At 68.2% G+C, this 15086-nt stretch carries 14 protein-coding genes; 5 read left to right on the forward strand and 9 right to left on the reverse strand.

Annotated features, from left to right (window positions below; genetic code table 11):
• Nucleotides 1–132 precede the first annotated feature (132 nt).
• The 3 genes from P0592_RS09680 to nucS all read left to right on the forward strand — a co-directional run bounded on the left by P0592_RS09680 (nucleotide 133) and on the right by nucS (nucleotide 2768).
• Entirely contained in the window at nucleotides 133–1527 is a 1395-nt protein-coding gene (locus P0592_RS09680; RefSeq protein WP_276270678.1) for a PAS domain S-box protein, read from the forward strand.
• A 65-nt stretch (nucleotides 1528–1592) separates the two neighbouring features.
• A complete protein-coding gene (locus P0592_RS09685; RefSeq protein WP_276270679.1) occupies nucleotides 1593–2024 on the forward strand; it encodes a hypothetical protein in 432 nt (143 codons plus the stop codon).
• A gap of 9 nt (nucleotides 2025–2033) precedes the next feature.
• Nucleotides 2034–2768: an endonuclease NucS gene (gene nucS, locus P0592_RS09690; protein WP_276270680.1), complete on the forward strand. Its 735-nt coding sequence runs from the start codon at nucleotides 2034–2036 to the stop codon at nucleotides 2766–2768.
• On the opposite strand, the gene P0592_RS09695 is transcribed toward nucS, so the two are convergent.
• The 8 genes from P0592_RS09695 to P0592_RS09730 all read right to left on the reverse strand — a co-directional run bounded on the left by P0592_RS09695 (nucleotide 2762) and on the right by P0592_RS09730 (nucleotide 11932).
• A complete protein-coding gene (locus tag P0592_RS09695) occupies nucleotides 2762–3025 on the reverse strand; it encodes a HalOD1 output domain-containing protein (protein WP_276270681.1) in 264 nt (87 codons plus the stop codon). The genes nucS and P0592_RS09695 overlap by 7 nt on opposite strands.
• Before the next feature lie 62 nt (nucleotides 3026–3087).
• Nucleotides 3088–5841, reverse strand: a complete 2754-nt coding sequence (gene mutS, locus P0592_RS09700; protein ID WP_276270682.1) for a DNA mismatch repair protein MutS — start codon at nucleotides 5839–5841, stop codon at nucleotides 3088–3090.
• Nucleotides 5842–5898: 57 nt separating this feature from the next.
• The gene (locus P0592_RS09705) at nucleotides 5899–7176 is read right to left on the reverse strand and encodes a DUF5305 domain-containing protein (RefSeq protein ID WP_276270683.1); all 1278 of its coding nucleotides are present in this window, start codon (nucleotides 7174–7176) and stop codon (nucleotides 5899–5901) included.
• A gap of 194 nt (nucleotides 7177–7370) precedes the next feature.
• Nucleotides 7371–8519 (reverse strand): signal peptidase I, encoded by a 1149-nt coding sequence (locus P0592_RS09710; RefSeq protein ID WP_276270684.1) that lies wholly within the window; start codon nucleotides 8517–8519, stop codon nucleotides 7371–7373.
• A gap of 66 nt (nucleotides 8520–8585) precedes the next feature.
• Complete coding sequence (locus P0592_RS09715) at nucleotides 8586–9515, reverse strand: hypothetical protein (protein ID WP_276270685.1); 930 nt, start codon at nucleotides 9513–9515, stop codon at nucleotides 8586–8588.
• An 82-nt stretch (nucleotides 9516–9597) separates the two neighbouring features.
• A complete protein-coding gene (locus P0592_RS09720; protein ID WP_276270686.1) occupies nucleotides 9598–10473 on the reverse strand; it encodes a hypothetical protein in 876 nt (291 codons plus the stop codon).
• A gap of 150 nt (nucleotides 10474–10623) precedes the next feature.
• Nucleotides 10624–11184, reverse strand: a complete 561-nt coding sequence (locus P0592_RS09725; protein WP_276270687.1) for a hypothetical protein — start codon at nucleotides 11182–11184, stop codon at nucleotides 10624–10626.
• 46 nt (nucleotides 11185–11230) lie between these two features.
• Nucleotides 11231–11932, reverse strand: a complete 702-nt coding sequence (locus tag P0592_RS09730) for a hypothetical protein (protein ID WP_276270688.1) — start codon at nucleotides 11930–11932, stop codon at nucleotides 11231–11233.
• A 363-nt stretch (nucleotides 11933–12295) separates the two neighbouring features.
• Here P0592_RS09730 and P0592_RS09735 point away from each other — a divergent pair, with 363 nt between their 5' ends.
• Both P0592_RS09735 and P0592_RS09740 read left to right on the forward strand, forming a co-directional pair.
• Nucleotides 12296–12907 (forward strand): DUF7344 domain-containing protein, encoded by a 612-nt coding sequence (locus P0592_RS09735; protein WP_276270689.1) that lies wholly within the window; start codon nucleotides 12296–12298, stop codon nucleotides 12905–12907.
• Complete coding sequence (locus tag P0592_RS09740) at nucleotides 12900–13523, forward strand: hypothetical protein (RefSeq protein WP_276270690.1); 624 nt, start codon at nucleotides 12900–12902, stop codon at nucleotides 13521–13523. Before P0592_RS09735 ends, P0592_RS09740 begins: the two co-directional genes overlap by 8 nt.
• Nucleotides 13524–14088: 565 nt before the next feature.
• Here P0592_RS09740 and P0592_RS09745 read toward each other — a convergent pair.
• Nucleotides 14089–14622 (reverse strand): hypothetical protein, encoded by a 534-nt coding sequence (locus P0592_RS09745; protein ID WP_276270691.1) that lies wholly within the window; start codon nucleotides 14620–14622, stop codon nucleotides 14089–14091.
• Nucleotides 14623–15086: the final 464 nt, after the last annotated feature.

A 15086-nucleotide genomic window follows, 5' to 3' on the forward strand; every position in this document is an offset into this window, starting at 1 on the left:
GTTCACACGGGGCGCTCTCGGAGCGGAGGGACCGTCCGGTCCGGCTCGCCGGCGAGTCGCGCGGGGACAGCGCGACGGACGTGTCACCGAGTCCGTCCAATAGTTTATGCGCAGGTGGTCGAGAGAGGGTGTATGGGGTTCTCTGGGGACCGCGGCCGCCTCCTCGACTGTGCCCGGGACAAGGTCGCGGTCGTCGCGGCCGACGGCGAGATCACGTTCGTCAACGACGCGGTCGAGCGCATCCTCGGATACGAGCCGGCCGACTTCGTCGGCGAGAACGCCTTCGAGTACATCCACCCGGCCGATCGGGCGGAGACGGTCGCGGCGTTCGAGCGGACCGTCGCCGCGGAGACCGAACAGTTCGAGACGATCACGTACCGCCACTTCACCGCCGACGGGTCGTGGGTGTGGCTGGAGAGCCGCTTCTCGAACCGGACCGACGACGAAGTCGACGGGTACGTCGTCTCCTCGCGCGACATCACGCCCCGCATCGAGGCGCGCCGGGAGCGGGACCGGACCGAGGGACACCTCCTCCAACTCGCCCGGACGGTCGACGAGGTCCTCTGGCTGTTCGACCGCGACTGGACGGAACTGCTGTTCATCAACGACGCCTACGAGGAGATCTACGGCCAGCCGGCCGGCCGGCTCGAAGCGGAGCCGACCGCGTTCCTCGACACCGTCCACCCCGACGACCGGACGGACGTGCGGGCGGCGATGGACCGGCTCTCGGCTGGGGACCCGGTCGACATCGAGTACCGAGTGAACGCGCGCCGCGACTACGGCGTCTGGGTCTGGGTTCAGGGGACGCCGGTGTTCGAGGGCGGCGAGGTGGTCCGCATCGCGGGGTTCTCGCGGGACATCACGGACCGGCGTCGTCGCGAGCGCCACCTCGCCGTGATGGAGCGACTGCTGCGGCACAACCTCCGCAACGACATGACGACCCTCCTGGGGAACCTCGACATCCTCCGCGGGGGCGTCGGGGACGACCTCGCCGCCCGCGTCGAGACGATCGAGCGAGTGGCGACGGACCTCGTCGCGACGGCCGACAAACAACGCGAGATCGTCGGGCTGCTGACCGACACGGACCGACCGACGACCGTCGACGTCGTGGCCGCCGTCGACGACGCGCTGGACGACGTGCGAGCGGCCGGGTCGTCGGCGTCGATCGAGGTCGACCGCCCGGCGCGAGCGACGGCACGCGCGGTCCCGCAGATCCGTCACGCCGTCCGGGAGCTCGTCGAGAACGCGGTCGAACACGCGCCCGGCGACGACCCGACGGTCCGCGTCGAGGTGCGGGCGTTGGAACACGGCGTCGAACTCCGCGTCCGCGACGAGTGTCCGCCGATCCCCGAGTCCGAGGTGGCGGTCCTGACCGGCGACCGGGAGATGGACGACGTGTACCACACGACGGGGTTGGGCCTGTGGCTGGTCTACTGGACCGTCGACCTCTCCGGCGGGATCGTCGAGTTCGAACGGACGAGCGACGACGGAAACACGGTGACGGTCCTGCTGCCCAGCGAGTCGTAGCCCCAGCGTTCAAGTGCGGAGACGCGCCCAGCCCGTGCCATGTCCTCCGACGACGGTGGTCGCTGATGGGGCGGCGCACGCTGATCGCCGCCGCACGCGCCGACGGCCGGTTCGACTGCCGTGTCGCCCACTGGGGGTCTGACCCGGGCCGGCGGGCCGACGCCCGGCCGCTCGAGACCGGTCTCGCAGCGACGGCGGTGCTGGCCGAACTCGACGCTACCTACGACCTCCTGGTCGTCACCGACGGCCGCGAGCGGCGGTACTGCGTCTGCTGGCTGGACCCCGACCTCGACGACGTCGACGACGTGGCGTTCGCGCGGACGGACGACCCCGACACGCTCCGTGACTGGTGGACCCAGGCGAAGAGCCGGGCCTGTGACGCCCGCGCCCGCGGCGTCGACGCCCGGACGGTGCGAGCGAGTCTGCTGGCCGCGCTCCGTCGGCGAGCCGACGCCGTCCACGTCGACGACGCGTCCTTTTTACGCGCCGACCGCTAACCGCCGTGCGTGACCGCCGACAGCGCCGTCGAGACGCTCTCCTATCCCGGGCCAGCCACCGCGCTGGATCTCGTCGAACGGGCCATCGACCGCGGGGCGATGGTGACGCTGTTCGGCCCCTGCACCGTCGAGTACGAGGGGCGGGCGGCCAGTTCGCTCGGCCCCGGCGACCGACACGTCACGCTGAAGCCCGACGGCGCGGCGCTGGTCCACACCGACGAGGGCCAGCAGCCGGTGAACTGGCAGCCGCCGGGCTGTGAGCACGCGGCCGCCGTCGCCGACGGCTCGCTTGTCGTCCGCTCGGAGCGGACCAACCCCGACGAGGAGCTGGAGGTCGCGTTCGAGACGGTGGCTCACGCCGCCGCCTTCGACGTGAGCGACCCCGAGGAACTGGCCGTCACGGGCACGGAGGCGGACCTGAAAGAGCGGATCCTCGATCAGCCGGACCTCGTCGAGTCCGGCTTCACGCCGCTGGCGACCGAGCGGGAGACCCCCGCGGGTGCCGTCGACATCTACGGGGAGGACGCGGCGGGCCGGACGGTCGTCGTCGAACTCAAGCGCCGGCGGGTCGGACCCGACGCCGTCGGCCAACTGGACCGCTACGTCACCGCCCTGCGGCGCGACCTCCACGCGGACACGGAGGTACGGGGCATCCTCGTCGCGCCGTCGGTGACCGACCGCGCGCGCCAACTCCTCGCCGAGAAGGGGTTGGCGTTCGTCTCGCTGGAGCCGCCGAGTCAGTAGACGGCCACCCCGCCGTCGGCGTCGACGACGACGCGGTGTCCGCTGTAGGTGAAGGCGACGTGTCCGCTGGCGTCCGACGAGAACAGGGCGTCGACGGCGTCGGGATCGACGGACTCCGTCAGCGGCGGGAGGGCCGCGATCCGCTCGTCGTCGACGGCGGCGACGGCCCTGACGATCGTCGCGGCGAGGGGCTCTGATGGGTCGGCCGTGACGGAGACGAGCGGCGAGTCGGGGGCTGTGTCCGTAGCTGGAGTCATAACCGACGAACGAACGTGACAGATAAAATGGTGTTGCCAAACTAGTTAGTGGCTTTACCTCTCTACGCGCCGTCCAGCCGCTCTTGCAGGTCCGCGAGCGTGTTCATCGCCTCCAGCGGCGTCATCGTCGCCACGTCGGCCTCGCGGAGCGTGCGTGCCACACCGTCGGGCAGTCCGTCGGTCGCCGATCGGTCCTCGGGACCGTGGCCGTCGGTCGCGTGACCCGCCGCGCTCTCTGCGGGGTCGCGGTCGTCCGTCGCCGCGTGGTCGCCGGCGTCGCCGTCCGCCCGGTGTGCGGCCAGCAGGTCCCGCGACCGGTCGACGACCGACTCGGGGACGCCGGCCATCTCGGCCACCTCGACGCCGTAGGAGGCCGCGGCGGCACCGGGCGCGAGTTCGTGGTCGAACACCACCTGCCCGTCCTCGCGGCTGGTCTCGAAGTGGCGGTTCGTCACGCCGGGCAGGTCCGCGGCGGCGTCGGTCAGATCGTGGTGGTGGGTCGCGAACAGGGTGTACGCGCCCACCTCGTCGTGGAGGTGTTCCGTGACCGCGCGGGCGATGGCCAGCCCGTCGGCCGTCGAGGTGCCACGGCCCACCTCGTCCAGCAACACGAGGGAGTCGGCGGTGGCCTCCGAGAGGATCGTCGCCAGCTCCGTCATCTCGATCATGAACGTCGAGCGCCCGCCGGCGATGTCGTCGCTGGCCCCGACCCGCGTGAACACCCGGTCCAGGACCGGCAGGTCGGCCGCGTCGGCCGGGACGAAACTGCCGGCCTGCGCGAGCAGACAGACGAGCGCGACCTGTCGCATGTAGGTCGACTTCCCGCTCATGTTCGGCCCGGTCAGGACCGCGAAGAAGGGGGCCGGTGCGTCGCCGTCATCGGCCTCGCTGGCCGTCACCTCCCCGTCGCCGACCGGTCCGCTCCCCAGGCGGGTGTCGTTTGGCACGAACGCCTCTTCGGTGCGCTCGACGACCGGGTGCCGCCCCGCCGTCACGTCGATGCCGTCGCCGCCGACCGTCGGTCGGCAGTAGTCGTGGCGGGCCGCCACCTCGGCGAACGAGACCAGCACGTCCAGCCGGGCGAGCCGGTCGGCCAGCGCCTGCACCCGCTCGGCCTCGTCGGCGACGGCGTCGCGCACCTCGCAGAACAGGTCGTACTCCAGGTCGTCGGCCTCGCTCTCCGCTCGGAGGATCTCCTCTTCGCGCTCCTTCAGCTCGGGCGTGTAGAACCGCTCGCTGTTCTTCAGGGTCTGGCGGCGCTGGTAGTCGTCGGGGACCGAGTCGAGGTTGGCGTTGGTCACCTCGATGTAGTAGCCGTGGACGGCGTTGTGGCCGACCTTCAGCGAGTCGATGCCGGTCCGCTCGCGCTCCTGCCGTTCGAGGTCGTCGATCCACTCCTTGCCGGACCGCTCGGTCGAGCGCAGTTCGTCCAGGTCGTCGTCGTACCCCTCGCGGATCACGCCGCCCTCCGTCACCTCCTGGGGCGGGTCCGGGCGGACGGCCGCCTCGATCTCCTCGCGCGTCTCGGTCAGGGGGTCCAGCGTCGCGTGCAGGTCCGCGAGCAGGCGGGCGTCGGCGTCGGCGACGGCCTCGCGCACGTCCGGCACGACCGACAGCGTCGCCGCCAGCGAGCGCAGGTCCCGGGCGTTGGCCCGGCCGCGGGAGACCCGGGAGATCAGCCGCTCCAGGTCGTACACCTCCGACAGCAGGTCGTGCAGCCGCTCGCGGGTCGCGGGGTCCCGTTTCAACTCCGCGACGGCCTCGTGGCGAGCGGCGATGCGGTCCTCGTCAAGCAGCGGCCGGCGGAGCCAGTCGGTCAGCTCCCGCCGGCCCAGCGCACAGGCGGTCTCGTCCAGCGTGTCCACCAGCGTCAGGTTCTCGTGGCCCCGCACGGCCCGTCGCTCGAACAGTTCGAGGCTCTCGACGGCGACGGCGTCCAACAGCATGTACTCGCGGGGGTCGTAGCGGGTGAGGTGGTTGAGGTAGTCCAGCGTCCCCTCCGGGTCGACGTCGGGGTCGACCGGCTCGCCGTCGGGGCCGACCGCGCCCGCGCTCCCGCGGGTGTACTCCGCGTAGGCCAGCAGCGCGCCACAGGCCCGTCGCTCGGCCGTCCCGGCCAGCAGCCGCTCGGGCGGGCCGAAGTACCGCTCGATGCGCTCGTCCGCTCGCTCCCGGTCGAAGGCCTCGGGGTCGTACTCGCTGACGAGACACGCCGGGCCGAACACGGCCTCCTCGTCGACGTCGGCGTCGGGGCCGACGATGGCCTCGGCCGGCCCGAACCGGCTCAGCTCGTCCGCCGCCGCCGTCTCGCCGGCGACGCTCGTGGCGTAGCAGTCGCCGGTCGAGACGTCCACCAGGGCGAGCCCGTACTCGCCGTCGCCGGCCGCCAGCGCGGCCACGTAGTTGTTGTCAGCGCCGCCCAGCAGCTCGTCCTCCGTCAGGGTCCCGGGCGTGACGATCCGGGTGACGGCCCGCTCGACGACGCCGCTGACCTCGTCGGGGTCCTCCACCTGGTCGGCGACGGCGACCCGGTAGCCGGCGTCCAGCAGCGTCTCGATGTAGGACTCGGCGTTGTCGATCGGGATGCCCGCCATCGGGTACTCCCCCGTCGAGTCCTCCCGCTGGGTGAGCGTGATCTCACAGAGGCGGGCGACCCGCTCGGCGGCCGCACAGAAGGCCTCGTAGAAGTCCCCCACCTGGAACAGGACGAGCGCATCGTCGTAGCGCTCACAGAGCTCGAAGTACTGCGCCATCATCGGCGTCAGGTCGTCGTCGACCTCGGCCATCTGCTCCGGGGGGCCGAGTGCTGCGTCCATACCCGTCACGCCGGCGCGGCCGCCCAAATACTCCACGGTCGCCGTTCTCGGTGGCGGTCACGGCTCCGTCTCGTCGTCGGAACCGTCCGCCGACGCGCCGTCGCCACCGTCCGCCGGCTCCCCGTCGGCGAACAGCCCGTCCTCGGCTGCCGGCACCGTTCCGTCGTCCTCGCCCGCGTCGGCGGGAACCGCCTCGTCGCCGGTGTCGTCGCCCGCGCGGTCGGCCAGCGCACTCGCCCCTCCGGCGTCGTCGCGTCCGACCCGTGGCTCGGGCGGGGGCTCGTACCGGTACCACTGGTGCTCCCGGAGGACGAGGCAGGCCCCGCGTCGCTCGTCTTCCACGACGCGCTCGTCGGTGTCGATGGCCACGTCGACGAGGCCGGCCAGCGAGTCAACGTCGACGACCGGCGGCCCCTCGGCCTCGGGCGGGACCCGGCCCGCCGTGATCCAGTCGTCGAACTCCGCCCGCGTCCGCCGGTAGTCGAGCCACCGACGCTCGGCCTCGGTGACCGGCGGTGCCGTCCGGCGGTGGTAGCCGACCGCGCCGAGCCCGAGCAGGCCGACCAGCAGGAGTGCCGGGCCCCCCACCGCCCGGAGCCGACCGGGCTCGGCCGGCACGGTGACCCGTTCAGTCCGGGTATCCGACGCCGTGACCCGACCAGGATCGGCGACGCGGTAGAGGTTCCCGTCGACCGACACGGGGAGCCGGTAGGTCCGCGTCCGGTCGATCGGCCGGCCGTTCCGGGTCCCCGAGAGGTCCACCCGGACCGCGACGAGTAGCCGCTTCTCGCCGGGGGTACCGCCGAACTGCTCGTCGATGCGCTGGAGCCGCTGGTCGGCCGCGGTCACGTTCAGCGAGAACGGCACGCGGACCCGTTCGCCCGGGCCGACGCCGGCCGCGCTGGCCGACGCCAGCCGACGACTGGTCCGCCAGTACACCGTCGGCGTCCCCTCCTCGGACTCGGCCGGCTGGACGGACTGGAAGACGAGCGCGACCCGCGTCTCCACGGAGAGGTTGCCGCCGTCGCTGGCCGCGTATCCGTAGTCGAAGGTTCCACTGAGTCGTGGCGCGATCGCTCGGAAGTACGCCGAGCGGTTGCGCAGGACGCTCCCCCGCTCGTACACCTCGGTCCCGTTCTGGACCGTCGCCTGGTGGGTGAACGACCCGGTCGACTCCCAGGCCGACACCTGTCGCTGCTCGGTCGTCGTCCCGGGGGCGACGTGGGCGGTATAGGCGAGGAACCCGCCCGCCGCGGTCACCACCAGCAGGACGGCGATCAGCTCCGTGGCGTTGTCCGCCAGCAGCGTCCGTATCCGGTGGCGGCGCTCGTTCATCGGTCCGGCCTCCGATGGTCGCGTCGCTGTCCCGCTGCGCTCGGTCCCGCCGTCTCGTCGGTCACGGTCGTGTTCATCTGTCTCCTGCGTCGCTCGTCCGGCTGTCGCCGCCGGTCCGTGGTACCGGGGGTCCGATCCGGCTCGCTCGCCTCGTCTGTTCTGGTTAGCCCGTGGTAATTATTTGGGTCGTAACACTACCTGACACGCGACAGCAGTCGGTCGAGCCGGGACGGGCCGGACCGCGAGCGCGACCGGACCCGACCGGTGTCGATCAGCGCCATCCCGAGCACGTAGAACGACCCGCCCAGCAGCGCGTCGATGGCGACGACGGGCAGCCACGGGTGGACCCGGTAGAGGCCCCGTATCGTCGACTGCGGCAGGACGTGGAGGTACCGGTGCTCGGCGACGAAGTAGCGGTAGTAGCCCGTCTCCGGCGGTGCGGTGATCGTCAGCGTCGCGTTGACCGTCGACTGTCCGGGCACCACCGTCTCCCGGGGCGTGATCGACACGCCCTCCGTGGCCGGCTCGAAGTACGTCACGACCGGGACGTAGCCGCCGTTGCCCAGCAGGTACCGCGTCGACTCGGTCGTCCCCTGCTCGATCACCCGGATCCCCGGCGCGTCGCTCTCGGCGCTGACGACGCCGAACTCCTCGGTACCGGCGGGGACGACCATCGTCGCCGTCGCCGACAGCACCACCGCCGCCGCGAAGATCCCGACCAGCAGACGGACGCTCGTCCCGGTGTCGCGGTCCCGGTCACGGCTCTCGCGCTCGCGACCGCCGTTGCGCAGGACGTCGACGGCGTACGCCAGGATCGAGACGGCCCCCAACAGGTAGCCCAGTCCCTGCGGACCCAGCAGCGACCGGGTGCCCAGCGTGGCGGCCAGCCGCCGCTGGACCTCGCTCAGGGCGTCCTGCGTGCCCGTGACGAACAGCCCGACGCCCGGGATCGCCAGCACCTGTCCGCCCGGTTGCCACGCGACGGCGACGATTTGGGCCTCGGTGACGGGGGGCTCGTCGCCGTCCTGGTCGGTGAAGGGGTTGTTGTCCCCCTTCGTGACGTACCCCCGCTCGGTCTCGCCGACGATCCGGTGGGTGGTCAGGCCGCCGCCCTGGATCTCCTCGGCGCGGAACGTGACCACGTCGCCCTCCTCGACGGGGCCGGCGACGGCCGTCGGGATCGCGACGAAGCCGTCGCCGGGGTCCAGCGTCGGCTGCATGCTCCCCGTCGTCACGAACCCCAACAGCACGGGCTGACCGAGCGCCTGCCCGACGACCATCGCGATCACGAACAGCAGGAGCGCCGCCTCCGCCCCCACCGTCGCCCACCGCCGCAGTGACATCACTCGTCGTTCGTGGTGCCGCCGTAAAAACAGTTGCCGTGCTGATACCAACTCGGCGTGCGTGGGTCAGCCCCCGACCGGGCCGAACAGTCGCGACTCCACGACGACCGTCGCGTAGCTGCCGATGAACCCCAGCGCGTAGCCGACCAGGTGGACGTAGAGGTTCAGGACGCCGCCGTCGACGACGGGGTCGGTGGGGAACGTGGCGAACGGCACCGTCAGGAACAGGACGAGCCCGACGGCCGCCACCTCGAACTCCCCGGTCCTGTCGGCGGCCGCCCGGACGTCCGCGGCGACCCCCCGCCAGCCGTGGTCCGTCGAGAACGCGTACAGCGCGACGACGAGCGCCAGCGCCACGACCAGCTCGGCCAGCGCCGCCACCAGCACGCCCGTCACCGGGACGACGACGCCCCGGACGGGCACCCGAACCGGGTTGGCGACGACGGCCGCGAGCGTCAGCACGGTCACCAGCGCGAGCCCCACGAAGAACAGCAGCGGCGCTGTCTGTCGGTGGCGGCCGATGCCGAACGCCGCCTCGGCGTGGGTCGCGAGCGCGAGCGGCAGGTAGCCGTACAGCGCCAGCAACACCCCCGAGAAGCCGACGCTGGTCCCGCCGCGGGCGATTGCGAGGTTCAGGTACGGGAGCACGAGCGGACAGACCACCAGCAGCGAGACGAACACGACGCGAAAGCGGCGGCGGTGCCCGCTCAGGACGCTCAGGAGGTACGCCACCGGGACCACGAGCGCGTAGACGGCGAGGTTGACCGCGAGGTGGGTCGGGCCGAGGTGGACGAACTGCGAGAGCACCGCCGTCGTCGGCGTCGGCGCGGCGTAGTCGAACGCCAGCGACGCCCGCACCCCCGCGGGCAGCGACCAGAGCGCAAGCAGCGCCGCCGGCACCGACAGGAGCAACGCGGCGTCGGCGAGGCTCGCTCGGCTCGCCAGCCTGTCTCGGAGGCCGTGGTCGGCCGGGGTCAGTTCGTCGCTACGGGACATCTGTCGTCGGGGGACTCTCGACCTGCGACCAAATAACTCACTCCCGCTCCGCCGAACGCGCCGCGGCCGGCCGGTGCCGGCGTCACTGGCCCAGGCGGAACCCGGCGAGCCCGAACAGTAGGACCACGAGCCCGCCGCCGACGATCGCCAGCTGGCCGAGGCCGAGCCCGCCCAGTTCCGTCGGCTCGTCCGCTGCCGTGGTGCTCGTTGACGCGGTCTCCGTCTCCGCTTCGGTGTCGGTGTCCGTCGCCGTGGGCGCGGTCGTCGGCGTCGCCGTCGCCGATTCGACTCGTCGCTCCGCGGTCGTCTCGGTGTCGCCGCCCGCCGCCGACGGCTCGGTCTGTTGTTCCGTCTCGTTCGGCGTCGGGGTGCTGGTCTCCGTTGCGGTGTCGGTCGCCGTCGGCGTCTCGGTCCCGTCGTCGGGCTCGACGAAACTGTCGACGCTGTTCGACCCACCGCTCGAGCCGTCGTCGGGCCCCTCCGCGTGGATCGTGAACGTCTCTGCCTGTTCGACGTCGTGCTCGCCCCGAGTGTCGATGCGGACCCCGACGGCGACCTGCTGGCCGCCCGCGAGGACGACGCTGTTCGCCCGTCCTTCGAGGCTGTCGTCGGGATCGTCACCGTGGAAGAACCGCACGTCCGCGGCGTCGTCGGTCAGCCACACCTCGGCGGCCCCGTCGCCGGTGTAAGTCATCGTGAACACGCGGGGAATCGGCGTCACGGCGTCGGGGTTGATCCCCTCCCCATCGACGTACGGGTTCGCGCCCGTGAGCAGCAGTTCGATCTCGTCGTCCCCGTTCAGGATCGCGTAGTCGCCGTTCGGACCGTCCGCTGGTCGGACGACGAGGTCGTCCTCGATCGTGTCCGCTCCGGTGGCCTCGAAGGGCACTGCGCCCGTCGGGACCAGCACCGCGGCGGCGGCGAGCGCAGCGACGAGGAGTAGGAGTGTTCTGTTCACGGGTAGGTACTGTTCAAACGCTGTCTCGCTGCCACTACAACGGGTTCAAACCTTGTATTTCGGTTATTGAACCGTTTCAACGTCTCTTATCAGACTTCAATAACTACTGTGCTGTCGAATCACGCTACAAAAAATGTGATAACGGGGTAATCAAGTCGATGTTTCGACTGCGTTGATCGAGAGTGTTACCTCGTACTCCTCGGTCCGAACGTCGACACCCTGTGTGTCGATCTCCAGCCCACAGGGGATTTGATTCCCTACACTCAGCGGATCTGAACGGGACATCTCAGTAAGCAGTGAGCCGCTGCTCACGTTGAATATCCGAACCGTTGGGACTCCGGCAGTCGTGTCCTGACTACCGAAGATCTCGACGGGATCGGTTCCCTGGTTTTCGATCGCGAACAGTCCCTGCTCGTCGCTAGCTGCGTCGGACGCGAACCGGTAGACGGAATCACGGCCGAGTCCTTCGGGATCCGTTCCCCCGTACTCGTCATCGTCCGGTCCGGGGATATCGAAGCCGATCGTGTTTCCGTCGAAGTAGGAGCGCCGACCAGACCCGCGTTGCGTGAGACGCAGATATGCCTGGTCGTCCTCCGCGACGGCCACCGCGACGTCGCGGTTCGCGCTGACGGTATCGAAGGCACCGGAACCGACGACGCCGCTGAGCCCCAGGGTCGCTCCGAGACCGACGAGGTATGTTCGTCGTTTCATTTGTTCTATTCCCCCGATAGGTCGGGAGTGGCCCGTCTATCTACGATTAGACGTCGTCGGTACTAAGATCGTCATCCGAGTGCCCCTGGAGACCGCTATCGCTGTAGTCTCCAGCCACAGGTGCACTCGTGTCGGCATTAATTTGCCACTCCTTGTACCACGTTTCGGGATCAGAGTCGTTGACGAAGAAATTGATGTCGACGCTGGTGGATTCACCAGCGTTGAGGTAAACGTACCCGCCGGGCGTCCGCGACGGACCGTTCGAGCTGATTTCCGCGCCCGATGAGCCTGCTCCATCGGGGTAACTGATGTCGACTTCCGAATTGTCTCCCTGCGAGGTACCGACATTCCCTTCATCCCCAGCGACAGTTTCAACTGAAGTCGCACCTCCCGCATTATAGTCGTTCGTAGCGATCCAGACGTAGACCCCGTTCGTCCCTTGATTCGTGATCGTGAACACGTCCTCAACGCCCGTCTCGGCGGCCGTGTTCAGACCGCTGCCATTCTGGTCGCCGTAGGCTCCCGTGAAATCAAGAGCGAGTTCGCCTTGGTCGCCCTCAGCAGTACTGGTGATGTTCGCCGCGTACGCACTGGTGGCGTCGAGTGCGAGATACGCACTCTGGTCACCAGCAACACTGACGGCGACGTCACGGTTCGCACTCACGCTCGAGAACGCACCGGTACCCGTTGCGGCGGCCGTGCCGGCCGCGAGCGATCCCATTCCGATGAGGAACTTGCGTCGTTGCATAGTTGTCCTACGTCCACCCCCAGAGGGTCGGACGCACCTGAGACCAGAACCCCTTCCCCCGTTGTAGTCAGCCGTTTGAAACCGGTACTCGGGTCGTTTGAACCGGCGAACAGAGTGTTTGAACCCGGTTCCGGGCCGCTGTCACGAACCGGGAAACCCGGTCGTCCGGGGCTAGGAACGACTGATCCGCAGTATCGAACTGATCGCTCCCGATCTGGTAACGAAATAACGGACCTCTCAGATCAAAATGAAATACAGTCGGTAGATTTATGATAGCGTTGGCTTTACAACACAAGTACGACGCCGTCGTCTCGAACGGGGGTTCGAAACGACGGACTGCGGCCCTCCGGGGTGTGGAAGTACATGAGCAAGGCACGATCAGGCGGTTTGACCGAGGAGTCGCCACGGCCGACCACGGAACAGGACCAGAGCGAGGAGACGCTGTCGCGGGACGAGACCTTCGAGATGCTGAGCAACCGCCGGCGGCGGTACGCCCTGCACTGCCTGCAGGACACCGCCGAGCCGGTGACGCTCTCGGACCTGGCCGAGCAGGTCGCCGCGTGGGAGAACGACTCGACGGTCGCGGAGCTGTCGGCCAGCGAGCGCAAGACCGTCTATACCTCCCTCCAGCAGTTCCACCTGCCGAAGATGGACGACACCGGCGTCGTCGAGTTCGACGACCGCGCGGGCGAGGTGGCGCTGACCGACGCCGCCGCGGACCTGGACATCTACCTGGAGGTCGTCGAGCGCTACGACATCCCCTGGAGCTTCTACTACATCGGCTTCAGCGCCATCGGCGTGACGCTGGTCACGCTGTCGTGGCTCGGCGTCGGCCCGTTCGCGGCCGTTCCCTACGTCGGCTGGACCGTCTTCCTGCTGGCGGCGCTTTTGGTCTCGTCGGTGTCGCACTACCTGCTGACCCGGCGGATGCGACTGGGGCGGGGCGACACCCCGCCGGAGGTGCGTGATGGATAGGCGCGCAGCCGCCCTCCTCGGCCTCGCAGCGGTCCTCGCGCTGGCCATCGGGAGCGGTGGGTACAGCTCCGTCTCCGCCGACCGGCAGGTGACCGTCGAGGTCGTCGGCGACGAGGACGCGTATATGTCGCTGGAGTATCGGGAGACCGGCGAGGTTGAGGAGGGGTCGGTCCTGACCGTCACCAACCGCTTCGCCGAGACCGTGGATCTCACCGTCTGGTACAGAGTCGAGGACCAGCAAACCGATCCCAGCGAGAGCGGAACGATGGAGAGCTTCGACGGGATCGGGCCAGGTGATAGTGTCATCCTGACCTGTGCCGACATCGGGGACTCGGAGGGGATCGCGTCGTTCGATGTCGCGGCCGAGGGGAGCTCTGTGTCCGCTCAGACGACCGATTCGCGGACCGTCGAGATCGAGTGCGAGGAGACTGAAGAGCCGGAAGACGAGGAGACTGAAGAGACTGAAGAGCCGGAAGACGAGGAGACTGAAGAGACTGAAGAGCCGGAAGACGAGGAGACTGAAGAGCCGGAAGACGAGGAGACTGAAGAGACTGAAGAGCCCGAAGAGTCGGAGGACGAAGAGACTGAAGAGCCCGAAGAGTCGGAGGACGACTGACCTTCGGTTCTGTTACTCCGATTGAGTCGGGCAGTCTCCAGCCTCTGTGGCTATTGCATATTACTCCAGTCGTGAGCTACTCTCTTGATGTCGTCGGCGACGAGGACGCGTCTATATCGCTGAGGACTCCGAGACGATCGATACTGACGGTTGCGTGACTGTCACGTCACCCTTCACCACCAACTACTTTTCCAGCCCGTCGACTTTACTGTCGGCTACGAGGCTGGCGATAATACCGTTCCGACTCGAACACCCGGACGTACGCTGATGACTCTGTCGAGCTTGTTGATGAATTCATATCTGCTGTGGCGCTGGGTGTGGGGGAAATACGATCGGACGCGCGTCGTTTCGCTTGATATTGAAGAGAAGAGACAGTGACAACCGTATCCTGGAGAGTTAAGATCTACACGGGCTATGTTCCGGGGATGACGATCGAGTGAGCCATACATAAAACATACAAACCGGCTGATGGATCTCTGCTTAGCTACGCACCGTAATAAAAAACAAGTAGTCTTAAAGCGTGCCTGTCGGCCATCACCGCCGCGATCAACGCCGGTGAACCGGTCTAATTCGCTTCTGCCCGCACAGTGATTTCGTCGGAAATGACATCGCCGACATCGTTTCCTCGGAATTGCAGGTCAAGGCCAACAACGATAGTCTCACCGACATCAATAGTGGTTCCATCAACACTTCCGCGGGTCGCCCCGTCACCACCACCGTTCTCGTTGACCCACTTCAGCCGTTTGCCAGCGTCTGCGCTGGTTGCGCCGTCTATATAGACGGTAACGGGCTGAGACCCGTGGTTCGAGATCTTGAATAGGTCTTTGATCCGGAAATTGGCCTCTTGGTTCAGGCCGTTACCAGGACCATCTGAATCAGCGTCGAGGTTCAGGCCGAGCGTCCCGCCGGAGTAATCGACATACTTGTGTGCGTTCGGGCCGTCACACGGTGCGAGCTTCAAGAATGCACCAGCGTCACCAGCCGTGACGATATCGGCATTTCGCTCCGCGCTCGCACTCGTGAACGCGCCGGTACCCGTTGCAGCGGCCGAGCCGGCCGCGAGCGATCCCAGTCCGATCAGGAACTTGCGTCGTTGCATAGTTGGTTCGTCGTGTTGGCACGCCCCACCCCATAGGTCGGACGCGCTACCAGATGCAAGACGCCGTATCTGTATTGTAGTAATCTCTTAGATAATTTCGAATATGCTACCTGAAAATCGCAGAAGGTTGCTAACCGAGCGCTCCGGGCTGGTAGACGGCTCCTGATATATTCGCGCTCGAACGACGATAGGGGTATAGACCGTATAACGGCGATCAAGCCGGTGCCCTCGGGAAAGACACGTTTCACCCACGGGACGTGGGTCGTCTCCGATCGCCGACGTAGATAGTCGCTAATTATTGGAGAATGGACATACTTATGAAACAGTCGGGTATAGGACACGACGAACGGGGCACATCGCAGGACTGCCGAAGGGCCCGGGGGTGAGGAGATATGTACACGACCGAGATCGAGACCGAGGGGTACCGTGCGACCGACGGCGTCCGCCGACGCCGGCCGACGCGG

Source organism: Haloarcula litorea, from assembly GCF_029338195.1.
Taxonomy (GTDB): domain Archaea; phylum Halobacteriota; class Halobacteria; order Halobacteriales; family Haloarculaceae; genus Haloarcula; species Haloarcula litorea.